Source organism: uncultured Eudoraea sp. (assembly GCF_947258525.1).
In the GTDB taxonomy this organism is placed as follows: domain Bacteria; phylum Bacteroidota; class Bacteroidia; order Flavobacteriales; family Flavobacteriaceae; genus Eudoraea.
On sequence record NZ_CAMYIP010000196.1, the window covers coordinates 15,070 to 29,022 of the forward strand.

Consider the following 13,953-nt stretch of genomic DNA (forward strand, 5'->3'; position numbering starts at 1 on the left):
AGCTATAGCAGTAACATTTTTGACATAGACCCTTAGCAAAATTTTTATCATGACGGCAGGCAAGTTAAAATTTTGGATCTCTTCTACAGGGATAATGATCCTTATCCTGGCTTTACTAAAGTTAATGGTACATGTAGCTACTTTTGATAACTATGAGCTGCATAGGGACGCCTATTTATACTACGCCTTAAGTGAGCACCTGGCCTGGGGATATGTCGCAGTACCGCCCTCAATTGCAGTTATTGGAAAGGCGGCAACTACATTATTCGGGAATACTGTATTTGGCCTTCGATTTTTTCCTTTTCTTGTGGGCGCAATAAATGTGATTATTATTGGGATATTCACAAGGGACTTAGGAGGAAAAAAAATTGCCATTGCCCTGGCCTGCTTTGCCTATATTTTCTCACCGGCTTATTTACATACAAATACCCTTTTTCAACCTGTTGCTTTTAACCACTTTTATTGGCTATTATCAGGTTATCTCTTCTATAAATTGATTTCCCGGGGAGATATGAAAATGTGGTTATGGATTGGGTTCGTATTCGGTCTTGGTTTTCTCAATAAGTACTCTATCGTTTTCCTTTATACCTCCTTTGGACTTGCAATGCTGTTTACGCGCCATCGTAAGCTATATTCATCGAAATATTTTGTTTTGGCAATATTGATCGCATTGTTGATTATATCGCCAAATCTTTACTGGCAATATGAAAATAATTGGCCAGTATTGCAACATATGGAGGAGTTGCGGCGTACACAACTCGTGCACGTTGAGTCTTTGGGGTTTATGATAGAGCAGTTGCTCATGAATGCGCAGGCTTTGTTGCTTTGGATGGGTGCGTTACTCATTTTGCTTTTTAATAAAAAAGAAAGACAGTACCGCATTTTTGCTTATGTCTATATATTTCTTATTCTGCTTCTATTGGCCGGGAGTGGAAAGGCTTATTATACTCTTGGGATTTATCCAATATTGTTTGTTTTTGGAGCATATTTTGTACAAAAGTATATTGAGCGATATCTGAATCTGACATTTGTACTGTTGTTTGCTTTCATGGCGATGGGGTTATATTTTTCACTACCGTTTGATGGGATTCCTTTTAATACTTTTGAGAAATCATTAAACAAAGGAGCTTTCAGATGGGAAGATGGAGAACAGCACGACCTGCCCCAGGATATGGCAGACATGACCGGGTGGAAGGCAATAGGTGAGGCCGTAAGTGATATCTATTTGGACCTGGGGGATGAAAATCGAGACAATTGTCATATTTACTGCTATCATTACGGACAGGCCGGAGCTATCATGTTTTATGGTAAAAAACACAACATACCTCAGCCTATATCCCCTAATGCAAGTTTCGTTTTCTGGTCGCCTGATAGCATTAGCAAGGATTATGTGATTTATGTTCATTCTGATTTGGGTAATACTACTAATCCCGATAGTTTACTGCCTACTTATTTCGAAGAGGTAGAGCTCAAAAAGGTCATCAATGATCCCTATTTCAGGGAAAATGGCACCCGCATATACCTCTGCCAATCACCTAATGAAAAAGTAAAGAAAAGGTATCAGGATATGATGAAGGACCTCAAAGGCAGGTATCGTAAAGTTAAAGACGCATCAGAGTAGTACGTTTACCAATTGTTGAGGGTAAATGGGCATTTGCTGTTATTCAAAATTGTGTGGCTCGTTTTTTATGAAGTGCAGGAGAGTATTCTTTTAAAGCATTATATTTAATAGTTAAAAATTGACCATATGAATTATAGAATATTTGGAAGAACCAATTGGGATATCAGTGAGATTGGATATGGAATGTGGGGAATGGGTGGTTGGAAAGAATCTGATGATAATCATTCAGCAAAATCTTTAGACCTGGCCGTGGAACATGGGGTTAACTTTTTTGATACCGCATGGGGATATGGAGAGGGACATAGTGAGCGACTTTTGGGTCAACTCCTAAAAAGACATCCGGATACTAAACTATATACAGCCAGTAAAATTCCACCGAAAAACTTTAAATGGCCGGCAAAACCCGAGTATTCATTTGAAGAATCCTATCCAACAGAACACCTATTGGATTATACGCACAAGACCTTGAAAAATTTGGATTTAGAACAGATAGACCTTCTGCAATTTCACACCTGGGATGATAGTTGGACTAATAAGGATGAGTGGAAAAGGGCAGTGGAAGATTTAAAAAAGTCGGGCAAAATTGCCGCTATGGGTATTAGCATAAACAGATGGGAGCCGGAGAACGGAATAGAAGCCCTTAAAACCGGATTGTTTGATGCCGTACAGGTAATCTATAATATTTTTGACCAGGCCCCGGAAGATGTTTTATTTCCACTATGCAAAGAACTTGATATTGCAGTGATTGCAAGAGTCCCTTTTGACGAGGGTACACTGACCGGTAATATTACCAGGGACACTACTTTTCCGGAAGGCGACTGGCGCGGCACCTATTTTGTGCCCGAAAATTTGAATGCCAGCGCAGATAAGGCAGATTTGCTCAGGCCACTTGTTCCTGAAGATATGACCATGGCCGAAATGGCTTTACGTTTTATTTTAATGAATTCTGATGTAAGTACCATTATCCCTGGTATGCGCAAGCAAAGAAATGTATTGTCTAACGTTGCAACTAGTGATGGAAGAGGATTACCCAAAAAGTTATACGAGAAATTACGAAATCATAGATGGGACAGGAAACCTACAATATGGTCGCAATAATTATTATAGTTATGGATAAAAAGAAACTCACTTCCCAAACTTTAGCCGCTATTTTCTTATATACATTATTTTCCGTTATTCTGGAAAAGGATTATTCCTGGGATACTATTATTAATGAATTAAAAGAAGGGGTAATTTTTGGTATTGTCTACGCTGTTGTGATTTGGGCATGGAACAAGTATAAAAAAAAGCAATAAACAAGGCACCCTTATTTAGCAAATAACTGTTCCATATCCTTAAAAGCCTTAAACTCTAATGCATTTCCCGCAGGGTCTAAAAAGAACATTGTAGCCTGTTCCCCTACTAATCCCTTAAACCGGATATAGGGTTCAATGATAAACTGTACTCCCTTGTTTTCCAGTTCTTTAGCAAAACCATGGAAATCATCCCAGGGTAAAACCACCCCATAGTGAGGTACGGGAACATCTTTACCATCCACCGGATTGGAATGGAGTTCCTCCGCAGATTTTGGCTTATAATGAATTACAAGTTGGTGGCCAAAAAGATTGAAGTCAACCCAATGGTCACTACTCCGTCCTTCTTCACAGTTAAGGACATCCCTGTAAAAGGTTCTGCACTCATCCAGGTTATGAACAGGAATGGCAATGTGGAATGGTGAAATAGTTGACATAGAAAGTAATTTAAGCACTAAAATTAGCTCTTTTCTTTGATTTCAAAAAATCTATAATTTGATTGTTTACCTTGTCCTGGTGCATGGAATGGCCTAATCCTCTGGTGCTAATTAATCGGCTGTTCTTCCAACTAGCATGCACTTTTTCCGAGTTGTGATAGGGAGTAATCGGATCTTCAATATCATGAACTAATAATCCCTCTGTTTGAATTTTCTGTACAAACTTCGAACTGGAAAAATCTTGGATGCCATAGCCGAAATGCTTCTGAATATAATCTTCTATTGAGGCTAATACTCTCTTATTGAAACCTACAATATTCTGATAATGCTCCATAAGTTCATAAAATTCAGAAGGGGCTCCAATGGTCACTATCTTTTGAATTGAATTATGTGGATATATGTATTGGTGATAAACGGCTGTCATTCCTCCAACCGAATGCCCGATTATATAGGAAGGATTAAAATGTTTAACAATATGTTGTGTGCATTCTGCATATAGAGGGACATTAAATATGCCCCCGGATGAATTACCGTGCGCAGGGGCATCAAAGGCAACTATCGTAAAATTTGCGTTACTCAAAAAACGTATTAAATTTCGCCATCTAAATGAATTACTTTCCCACCCATGGAGCAATAAAACAGGTTCTTTTGTTCCGGTCCAGGAATAGGTTTGTATTTTTTTTCCACCCACTTCAATCCTAATATCCTCAGCTTCTTTTAAAAAGGAAGCTTGTATTGGGAGTACATTACCCTTTCGAGGGGAACTAAATAGAGTGATGGCTTTTTCTCCGGCAAGTTTTTTGGAGAAAAGAGCAAGGATATTGAAATAGACCCCATAGGCTTTTGCAAAAATATTAGTTAGTAATTTTTTCATTTTTAGAATCAATTTATCCGGATGGCTTTAAAAATACCGGGATATTGTACTTGCTAACCAGACTATATATCAAAAAAACAAAGGTGATGTTATTATAAATTTTGCCATATTTTGGTCAAAATCTGTTTCATTCCCAGCCAACCATCATGTATTTGATTTTAGAATCATCCGGGATTTGCACTTCTTCAATATCAATACTGGTGTCATAGCGCAGACTTGCAGGTAATTCTTCTTTATCTATAGTGAAGTATACATCGCTATTCTCAATGAAAATAATTACGTTATTCAAAGAGGTTACTATTTTTTTAATGACATATTTATCTTTTATTTCCTTGAATGTACTCTGCAGCCCAATACCTTCTTCCGTTGTAAACCTTGGATCTAAAACACGTATAATCCCAACTTTTGAAATACTATCCCGGTTTACGGTTATAGTTAGCAATTGCTGCCCACCTTTTTCATAGATTTTGATAGTATTGGAAGCAGATAATAAATTAGATTGCAAAGTATCCCTAACAATGGAATCATTGGTATATATACTTTCCAGATCACCAACATTACTGCTTCGCAATAGTTTTCCTACTTGTGAACTAGTAATCAAAAAGTTAGGATCCCTGTCATCTTCACAGTGTATTAAGGTCAACGCAATCAGTAAAATCAATAAATATTGAATGTTTTTCATATGTTCCTATCGTATCACTTTTTTTAATACTCCCAACACACCCCTGATAAAGGTTGCGCTTGTTAAAACTTTTATGACCGGATTTTGACGTGTACTTCTGCGGGTTGTTTTTCTTCTTGAAGATGTTCTGCGGGTTTCAAGTTCTTTTTCCGATTCTTTTTCTGCTTCCCTTTCAGCTCTCTCAATTTTTTCATTTAAAATCTCATAGGCACTTTCCCTGTCAATAATATCATTGTATTTCTTTACCAGTTTCGAATTCTTAATTACGGAAACTAGTTCACTATCTGTTAAAACATCCATGCGGCTCATTGGGGCTCGCAACATTGTAGCGGCAAGCGGAGTGGGCCTTCCTTTTTCGTCTAAGGCCGTAATTAGGGCTTCTCCAATCCCTAAAGAGGTTAGTACCTCTTTTGTGTCATAATATTCTGAAATAGGATAATTTTCTGCGGTAAGTTTAATAGCTTTTCGATCTCTGGCCGTAAAGGCCCTAAGTGCGTGTTGCACTTTCAGACCTAATTGGGCGAGTACTGCATTGGGGACATCCGTCGGATTCTGTGTAACAAAATAAAGTCCTATACCTTTAGAGCGAATTAGTTTAACAATACTTTCAATCTGGTCTAATAAGGCATCCGAGGCTTCTTTAAAAATTAAATGGGCCTCATCTATAAAGAAAATCAATTCTGGTCTGTCGCTGTCTCCCTGCTCCGGGAATGTAGAATAAATTTCCGCCAATAAACTCAGCATAAATGTGCTGAATAATTTGGGCCTGTCTTGTATATCCGTTAAACGAACTATATTAATGTAGCCCCTACCATTTTCATCAATACGAGTAAGATCTTCCACGTCAAAGGATTTCTCACCAAAAAATAAATCGGCTCCTTGCTGTTCCAATTCTATTATTTTCCTTAGAATAGTTCCTGTTGAACTTGTTGAAATTCTTCCGTATTCCTTTGTAAATTCTTTTTTACCTGTTCCTGTGGCGTATTGCAGAACCTTTTTGAAGTCCTTAAGATCCAGCAAGGGAAGCTTGTTGTCATCCTGTACTTCGGAAAGATCAAGGATTCGGGATAGTAAAATGGGTCCAAATTCTGAAACTGTTGCACGGAGTTTTACACCGTCTTGTTCTGACAGGGAAAGTATTTCTACAGGAAAACTCTTAGGTTCAAAAGGCAGTCCAATCTTTTCATGCCTTTCATCAATTTTAGGATGCCCCGGACTAGGCTGGGCTATTCCGCTGAGGTCACCTTTTAAATCCATCAAAAGTACCGGTATTCCTTTATCAGAAAGGTTTTCCGCAATTACTTGCAGGGTTTTGGTTTTTCCGGTACCGGTGGCACCGGCTATAAGCCCGTGTCTGTTCAAAGTCTTTAGAGGAACTTTTACATGGGCCCCTGTAACTGTTTCTCCATCTAATATGGCTGCGCCCATTGTTATAAAATCGCCCTTTGTGGTATACCCCTTTTCTATATGTGCATAGAATTCTTCTTTGGTACTCATTTGGTCTATTTTTGATAAAAATAGGGTAATTTTAACCAACAATAAAACCAAAATCGAATGAAAAAGTATTTACAAATAGTTACAGTTCTCTCATTAGTTTGTTGTTCAACATTGAGTGCACAGGAAGTTTCGGCGATTACTTTTCATGAATCGCATGAAGTAAAGAAAAGAAGTGCTCCATTTAGTGATGCGGTTCAGGCCGGAAATCTTTTTTTTCTGGCCGGACAAATAGGAATGGACCATAAAACCAGAACTATGGTTACAGCGGGAATAAGGACTGAAACAGAGCAGGCAATTAAGAATATTCAAGCGGTTTTAGAGCATCACGGACTAACACTAGACAATGTTGTGAAATGTACGGTGATATTAAGTTCAATGGATGATTTCTCTGCCTTTAACGAAGTATACTCTAAATATTTTACCAAAAAACCTGCACGCACAACTTTTGCTGCCAGTGGTCTGGCCAGAAATGCCAAGGTTGAGATTGATGTAATAGCAGTCAAGAATTGAATTTATTCATAAGGAAATTGCATTCGAAGTTGAACCAGCCTAAAAGCTCACTTGTTCTGCTGGCTCACCATATTGTCATTTATTTCTAAAAATTACAGTAAAATTACCGTCTTCTATATGTTATCTTTGCAGGATGATCAATAAGGAGGTTCTAGAATTGGTAGATGCGGGGCTAATGCTCCCGCTCATGGAAGAATTCTATACGATTCAGGGAGAGGGTTTTCACAAAGGTACAGCTGCTTATTTTATAAGGATTGGAGGTTGTGATGTTGGCTGTCATTGGTGTGATGTAAAAGAAAGCTGGAATGCCGAAACCCATCCTCCAACTGCAATAGAAAGTATCGTTAACAATGCTGCAGGTTATTCTGATACCATAGTTGTAACCGGTGGGGAGCCCTTAATGTGGGATATGGGACCCTTAACGGAAGCCTTAAAAAACAAAAATCTAAGTACACATATTGAAACTTCCGGGGCTTATCCATTAACGGGTACATGGGACTGGATTTGTCTGTCGCCTAAAAAGAATAAGTTGCCTGTAGATGAAATTTATAAGCAAGCTCATGAGTTAAAGGTTATTGTTTACAATAAGCATGATCTGGTTTTTGCAGAAGAACAGGCAAAGATGGTTAATGAAAGGTGCATTCTGTATTTGCAACCAGAGTGGAGTGTGAGGGAAAAGGTAACACCTATGATAGTGGATTATGTTATGAAGAATCCAAAGTGGAAAGTATCTTTACAAACCCATAAATACCTGAATATTCCTTGAGATTAAAGTGACAAGTCTGTGATTATTTAATCAAGCTGTCTTAGAAAATTCCAAAGGTCTAAATAAATGGCAAAAAAGGGTGTGAATTATCTTCCTCCGTTATTTTGAAGATCCAGGATGCACTCGGCATCCAGAGTGGGAACTGCCACACCTTTTGACAATTTACTTTTTTCTAATACGCCCATCATACCTCCGCCAAATTCCAATTCACCACGCATAAGGCATCCGGCTATATCGCAATGGTTTTCCGCATCCGGGTCCTCATGGAGATTTACCATAGCAGATCCTAGATCAACTAAACCAAAAAGATGCCCAAATTCATGGTTAAGGGTAGAAGTTTCTACATCTGAAATTGTAATAAGTGAACTTTGATTCGCTAGTTTGCGTACTACACCTTCATGGATAACCATTGATGTATTTCTGTATACTGCTCCGAGAGTTACAATACCTTCGTCTTCGTCATCAGAATCTGATGGTGCATCGGCAAAATAAATATATATGGCAAGTGTTTCTCCTTCATTATAGGCTGTGCGGTTTTCACTTTCCAGATCAGCAATCTCCTGTAAAGTCAAAGTTTCTTCATTAGGGGAAGCTAATTCCCTGTATACTATTTGTATGTCAGTCTTAAAAGTTCGATCTCTAAGATAGGTTTCAAAATTATTCATGGTCTCTGTTGTAGGTCTGAAACCAGTAACATAGGCAGCTTCTATTAATAATCTTGAATAAATGGTATTAGAGAGAATGTCATTAGCAGAATCTCCGGTGGCGAGTAAATTTGCAGATTTATCAATACCCGCGGGAGTTGTAATATCACTGTCTTTTGAACAATTTAATAAAAGTCCAATGGTAAGCAATATGGTAAGTATTCGAATTTTTTTCATAGCTGCTTTAATTTTCTTTCAAGGCTAAAATTACGTATTATTTACAACGTTTATTTAAGGTTTCTATTATGATTGTACCCGGAGTCTTGCTAAATAGTCATAATGAGGGCCTTCACATACAAGCTCGCATCTTAAATTATTCTGATCAGCCAGCTCTTTAAGGTTTTTGAAATCGAGATATAGCCAATTAAATGGAGCACTTTTTAATCCTTTATACTCCATTGTAAATTCTAGTTCACCGTAATATTTACCATTATTCGGTACCCAATAGCCACCATCATCATCAAGTTCAAACATATATATTATATCACTGGAATCGAGCAATATCTGTCCTCCCGGATTCAGCAATGTTTCTAATTTGGTCATTAAACGACCTACCTCATTGAATTGTCCTGAGATTCCAATTCCATTCATTAACAACAAAATGGTATCAAATTTCATACCAGAATAATCAAAAACATTTGAGTGCAATACATTGGCTACCCCTCTTAACTTAGCTGTAGCCACAGCTCCTTCAGATGTGTCAACACCTGTAACTTCAAATCCCTTTTTTTGCAAATAGAGGCTATGACTGCCAGACCCGCACCCCACATCCAATACCTTTCCGCGGCAGAGATCTAAGGCTTTTTGTTCAATTAAGGGCATAGCATCATAATCTCTGAATAAATAAGGCAACGGAAGAACATCTTTCTCACCTAGTGATGAATAAGTTGTTATATCTTCAGTATAATTCCCATTTTCAAAATCAATAAGAGCCTTACCAATAACATCTCTGCTCATTTAAATTTGTAATTTTACCTGCAAAAGTGGACTTTTTGAGTGGAAAGTAAAAGCACTCAACTAAATAATGAATGGAATTTACAGGGCCTGATGAAAGAACAACTTAAAACCTTACCCCTAAGGGCAAAAGAAAAACATACTGAAAACAAAAGGTTCTTTGCAAAACTCAAAAAGAGACCTCCGCGTAATCTGGACTATATTATGCAGGAATTGCACCTGGCTGAGTTTAAAAAAACAAATTGCCTGGATTGCGCTAATTGCTGTAAAACTACCGGCCCCCTCTTTACAAATTCAGATGTTGTTCGGATCTCGAAAAGTCTTAAGCAAAAACCACAACAATTTATAGATACTTATTTAAGGATTGATGAAGACAATGATTATGTGCTTAAGCAGGTTCCTTGCACTTTTCTTGATGAGGATAACTATTGTTCAATCTACGATGTAAGACCTAAAGCCTGCCGGGAATTCCCCCATACAGATCGCAAAAAATTTCAGCAAATAACGAATCTTACACTTAAGAATGTAGCTATCTGCCCGGCTGCATATAACATAGTTGAAGACATGAAAAAGAGAATTAAAATCTAAGGAATTAGCCAAGTAGTTATTTTAAGACGGCTTCTCATCTTAAAAAAATTAATCTGAAAATAGTAACTTTACCCTATGGAGGTTATACTTAACTATTTTGAAAACATACCGTCTTCACATAGGAGTCTTATTCTGGTATTGGGAATAACCTTTTTTTGGCTGCTTGAAGGTGCCTTGCCACTTTTTAATTTCAAGTATAAGAAATGGAGGCATGCCCTGCCCAATTTCTTTTTTACCCTTACTACTATTGTTATCAATTTTGCGTTGGCTTTTGTATTATTGAAATCGAGTGATTGGGTCATGATAAACAAATTTGGAATAATAAACTGGTTGCCTGAAATGCCTTTATGGCTCTATGTAGTTTTGGGCGTTTTGCTTCTGGATTTTATAGGTGCCTATTTGGCACATTATGTTGAACATAAGGTAAAACCTTTATGGATGATTCATTTGGTGCATCATACAGATCACGAGGTAGATACAACCACCGCCAACAGGCATCACCCATTGGAGAGTCTTATCCGTTTTACTTTCACATTAATGGGGGTATTTATAGTGGGCACGCCTATAGGAATAGTAATGCTTTATCAATCCCTGTCTCTTGTGGCTACTCAATTCAGCCATGCTAATATTAGGCTACCTAAAAGAGTAGATGACATCCTGAGCTGGGTAATTGTATCGCCAGACATGCACAAGGTACATCACCATTACAGATTACCCTATACAGATTCAAACTATGGAAATATTTTCTCTGTCTGGGATCATATCTTCGGGACTTTTATGAAACTAGATCGCGGTGAAATTGTCTATGGCGTGGATACTTTCCCTGACAAGAAAGAAAATGGAAGTGTAACCGGACTGTTAAAGCAGCCTTTTCATAAGTATAGAAGGCCAACTACTATGAACGCTGATAAGTAAGTTTCAATTGTAGAGCAGGTATTTACTTCTGATTTTCCTGAAATTATTTAGATCCTTCTGCCAGCTTTCTTTTATCTCTTTTTCGCTTAATCCAGCTTCAATTTGTTGCTGTAGTTTCTCTGTCCCTGCGTGTTTGGTAAATCCGCCGCGGTTAAAGACCAATTTTTTATCCGTAGCATTATTATAAGCATCGATTAACCATTTCAAGGAAACTTCACTCATTCTGGGCCATGAAGACAGATCCTTGCCAAAGCATTTTTTTTCCGAATGTTTAGGGTTTTTTGAGCCAAAATTGGGTTTGGGGGTATAGCTAAAATCGTAGGAGGTACTATCCAGAAAAGGAGCTCCATATCTTTGAAACTGACTTTCTGTGCCACGTCCCGCATTAATATTGGTGCCTTCAAATAACCCCAGACTGGGATAGAGGTTAATGGCCGTTTGGTTAGGAAGATTGGGTGAAGGCCTGACCGGAATATTATAAACGGAATTATGGTTATAATTTCTTAGATTGATTACAGTTAAATCTGCTTTGATGCCATTTTCGAGCCATCCTTCATTATTAATCATATGGGCATATTCACCAATGGTCATTCCGTAGACCAGGGGAATTGGGGTAAGGCCCAGAAACCCTTTATGCTCAATTTCCATTGTTGGCCCGTCAACATAATGACCGTTTGGATTAGGGCGATCTAGTACTAAAACGGGAATACCTTTTTCTGCACAGGCTTCCATTACCAATTGCATGGTGGCTATATAGGTGTAAAATCTAACCCCCACATCCTGAATATCAAATACCACGATATCCAGACTGTCTAATTGTGAAGAGGTAGGTTTTCTGTTCTTTCCATAAAGGGAGATAATAGGAATTCCGGTTTTAGCATCCGTTCCGTCTTTTACATGCTCTCCGGCATCTGCCATTCCGCGAAACCCGTGTTCCGGAGCGAATACTTTTTCTATGTCGATATTCAGTGACAAAAGGGAATCTACCAGATGTGTGAAAGGTTTAATCGTTGAATCTTCCGGATTATGATGCTTGAAAATAATACTGGTCTGATTGGCCACTACGCCTACCTTTTTTTCTTGCAACAAAGGCAGGTATTCTTCCGTAGAATTCGCGCCAACAACAATTGCGGAATCTTGTTGTTTTTTAGTTTCTGACAATTCTAAAGCTGTAGAATCCTTTTCTTTTTTTAAAGTGTTTCCACAGGCAATAGCCATTGCCGCAATTGCCTTAGGGATCATTATGATGCTAATTGCAATTGCAACCGGGGTAGGGCTAAAGCATAAAATTCGGGAGAAGGTCGCTGCCTTTAATGGCCATATTCAAATCTACAATTACGATAATAATGTTTCTGATGTTTCCGTAGTTCCTGTCTCTATTGATCAGGATTTTTATCCCCAATTTACTTCTGTGGATGGAATTTCGCATATTCAGGCCGTTGCCAGTAAGGCAGGTATAATAAGGACTGAGGATACTTTTGAAGGAATTATTGCCAAAGGGGTTGGGAAAGATTATAACTGGGGAGTATTTAGCGAATATATACAGGAAGGGAGGCTGCCGGACTTTAAGGGAGAACTCAATACGGAGGTGCTGATGTCGTCTTTGATGGCAGGAAGGCTTAAATTCAAAGTTGGCGATGAATTCTTCACCTTCTTTTTAAAGGATGAAGATCCTTCTCAGACTCCAAATCAAAGAAAATTTAAAATTGTGGGCATCTATGATAGCGGATTTGAAGAGTTTGATGCCAAGTATGTTTTTACGGATATCCGCCACATTCAAAGAGTTAACAAATGGCAGGAAGATCAGGTGGGCAACTTTGAAATTTTTCTTTTCAATTTTGATGATATTGATAGCAAAACAAACGAAATATATGGTAAAACACTAAGTAACCTCGATACTCAAAATATAAAGAACAAGTATTTTAAAATTTTTGAATGGATTGGCTTGTTCGATTTTAATATCGCTCTTATCATTGGTATTATTATTATTGTCGGAGGCATTAATATGATAACAGCGCTCCTGGTGTTAATATTGGAAAGAACTCAGATGATCGGAATTCTAAAGGCTCTGGGCTCCGCCAATTGGAGTATTCGCAAAGTATTTTTATACAATGCCGCTTATCTTATAACGGTTGGTTTACTGTGGGGCAACCTGATTGGTCTTGCAATTATATGGTTTCAGGGGACCTACCGGATATTTAAATTTCCGAATCCAAAGGAATACTATATCGACTATATTCCTGTACATATAGATTTCCCTACAATTTTTATTTTAAATCTTGGTGTGCTTATATTATGTCTGCTTATGCTTCTGATACCCTCTTATATTATTACAAAAATAACTCCTGTAAAAGCTATTAAATTTGAATAATAAAGACAGTTTTTTGCTTTCTTTTTACCGGAGGCCGAATCTATGGACTTACTTTATAATACCCGAATCACAAACGAATCCTGAACGGAATTACTGAAATCTACTTTTTGAAAATACTATCTTTACATTCCCTATGAAATACGCCAAAAATATCCTGGAAACCATTGGAAATACCCCCTTGGTCAAAATAAATAAATTAACCGCAGAATTGCCCTGCCTGGTTTTGTCTAAGTATGAAACATTTAATCCTGGAAACTCGGTAAAAGATCGAATGGCCGTTCAAATGGTTGAGGATGCCGAAGCCGAAGGCAAATTAAAGCCCGGAGGAACCATAATTGAAGGAACTTCCGTGTTGTAAAAGGGTACAAAATGATCTGTGTTATCAGCGATAAACAATCCAAAGAAAAAATAGATATACTAAAAGCAATGGGAAGCGAAGTATATGTTTGTCCAACAGATGTGGCTCCTGATGATCCCCAGAGCTATTATTCTACTGCCAGAAGATTATCAGAAGAGATTCCTAATTCATGGTATGTAAATCAGTACGATAATCCCTCCAATACCAAAGCGCACTTTTTGACAACAGGGCCCGAGATCTGGGAACAGACAGATGGTAAAGTAACCCATTTTGTTGTAGGGGTGGGTACCGGGGGTACCATTTCCGGAGTGTGTACTTTTTTAAAGTCAAAAAACCCGAATATAAAAATATGGGGAGTGGATACCTACGGCTCAGTTTTTAAAA

14 protein-coding genes and 2 pseudogenes are annotated in these 13,953 nt (G+C 38.0%); 9 read left to right on the top strand and 7 right to left on the bottom strand.

The window, feature by feature from the left end:
- Positions 1-49 precede the first annotated feature (49 nt).
- From Q0X89_RS14825 to Q0X89_RS14835, 3 genes are all read left to right on the top strand, one after another.
- Positions 50-1,621 carry a glycosyltransferase family 39 protein gene (locus Q0X89_RS14825; RefSeq protein ID WP_297695541.1) on the top strand — a complete coding sequence of 524 codons (1,572 nt, stop codon included), beginning with the start codon at positions 50-52 and terminating at the stop codon, positions 1,619-1,621.
- Between the two features lie 126 nt (positions 1,622-1,747).
- Complete coding sequence (locus Q0X89_RS14830) at positions 1,748-2,719, top strand: aldo/keto reductase (protein ID WP_297695544.1); 972 nt, start codon at positions 1,748-1,750, stop codon at positions 2,717-2,719.
- 11 nt (positions 2,720-2,730) lie between these two features.
- Entirely contained in the window at positions 2,731-2,916 is a 186-nt protein-coding gene (locus Q0X89_RS14835; protein ID WP_297695547.1) for a hypothetical protein, read from the top strand.
- Positions 2,917-2,927: 11 nt separating this feature from the next.
- Here the strand turns inward: Q0X89_RS14835 and Q0X89_RS14840 are convergent, their stop codons facing one another.
- The 4 genes from Q0X89_RS14840 to Q0X89_RS14855 form a co-directional block, all read right to left on the bottom strand.
- On the bottom strand, positions 2,928-3,350 hold the full coding sequence (locus tag Q0X89_RS14840; protein WP_297695549.1) for a VOC family protein: 423 nt from the start codon (positions 3,348-3,350) through the stop codon (positions 2,928-2,930).
- 10 nt (positions 3,351-3,360) lie between these two features.
- Positions 3,361-4,224: an alpha/beta hydrolase gene (locus Q0X89_RS14845; protein WP_297695551.1), complete on the bottom strand. Its 864-nt coding sequence runs from the start codon at positions 4,222-4,224 to the stop codon at positions 3,361-3,363.
- 127 nt (positions 4,225-4,351) lie between these two features.
- Entirely contained in the window at positions 4,352-4,906 is a 555-nt protein-coding gene (locus tag Q0X89_RS14850; protein WP_297695553.1) for a hypothetical protein, read from the bottom strand.
- Between the two features lie 6 nt (positions 4,907-4,912).
- A complete protein-coding gene (locus tag Q0X89_RS14855; RefSeq protein WP_297695555.1) occupies positions 4,913-6,403 on the bottom strand; it encodes a helicase HerA-like domain-containing protein in 1,491 nt (496 codons plus the stop codon).
- A gap of 57 nt (positions 6,404-6,460) precedes the next feature.
- Here Q0X89_RS14855 and Q0X89_RS14860 point away from each other — a divergent pair, with 57 nt between their 5' ends.
- Both Q0X89_RS14860 and Q0X89_RS14865 read left to right on the top strand, forming a co-directional pair.
- Complete coding sequence (locus tag Q0X89_RS14860; protein WP_297695557.1) at positions 6,461-6,913, top strand: Rid family detoxifying hydrolase; 453 nt, start codon at positions 6,461-6,463, stop codon at positions 6,911-6,913.
- 133 nt (positions 6,914-7,046) lie between these two features.
- Complete coding sequence (locus tag Q0X89_RS14865) at positions 7,047-7,679, top strand: 7-carboxy-7-deazaguanine synthase QueE (protein ID WP_297695559.1); 633 nt, start codon at positions 7,047-7,049, stop codon at positions 7,677-7,679.
- An 86-nt stretch (positions 7,680-7,765) separates the two neighbouring features.
- Here the strand turns inward: Q0X89_RS14865 and Q0X89_RS14870 are convergent, their stop codons facing one another.
- Positions 7,766-8,560 carry a hypothetical protein gene (locus Q0X89_RS14870; protein ID WP_297695561.1) on the bottom strand — a complete coding sequence of 265 codons (795 nt, stop codon included), beginning with the start codon at positions 8,558-8,560 and terminating at the stop codon, positions 7,766-7,768.
- Between the two features lie 66 nt (positions 8,561-8,626).
- Positions 8,627-9,340 (bottom strand): class I SAM-dependent methyltransferase, encoded by a 714-nt coding sequence (locus tag Q0X89_RS14875; RefSeq protein ID WP_297695563.1) that lies wholly within the window; start codon positions 9,338-9,340, stop codon positions 8,627-8,629.
- A gap of 90 nt (positions 9,341-9,430) precedes the next feature.
- Between Q0X89_RS14875 and Q0X89_RS14880 the strand changes: the two genes are divergently transcribed.
- Together Q0X89_RS14880 and Q0X89_RS14885 are read left to right on the top strand one after the other, a co-directional pair.
- A complete protein-coding gene (locus Q0X89_RS14880; RefSeq protein WP_297695569.1) occupies positions 9,431-9,925 on the top strand; it encodes a YkgJ family cysteine cluster protein in 495 nt (164 codons plus the stop codon).
- A 75-nt stretch (positions 9,926-10,000) separates the two neighbouring features.
- A complete protein-coding gene (locus Q0X89_RS14885; protein ID WP_297695565.1) occupies positions 10,001-10,840 on the top strand; it encodes a sterol desaturase family protein in 840 nt (279 codons plus the stop codon).
- Between the two features lie 3 nt (positions 10,841-10,843).
- Here Q0X89_RS14885 and Q0X89_RS14890 read toward each other — a convergent pair whose 3' ends face one another.
- Entirely contained in the window at positions 10,844-12,082 is a 1,239-nt protein-coding gene (locus Q0X89_RS14890; RefSeq protein ID WP_297695567.1) for a DUF1343 domain-containing protein, read from the bottom strand.
- On the opposite strand from Q0X89_RS14890, the pseudogene Q0X89_RS14895 reads away from it, so the two are divergent.
- Positions 12,051-13,211: pseudogene (locus tag Q0X89_RS14895) on the top strand (ABC transporter permease); the annotation flags it as partial. The gene Q0X89_RS14890 and the pseudogene Q0X89_RS14895 sit on opposite strands and share 32 nt — an antisense overlap.
- A 133-nt stretch (positions 13,212-13,344) precedes the next feature.
- A pseudogene (locus Q0X89_RS14900) lies at positions 13,345-13,953 on the top strand (PLP-dependent cysteine synthase family protein); the annotation flags it as partial.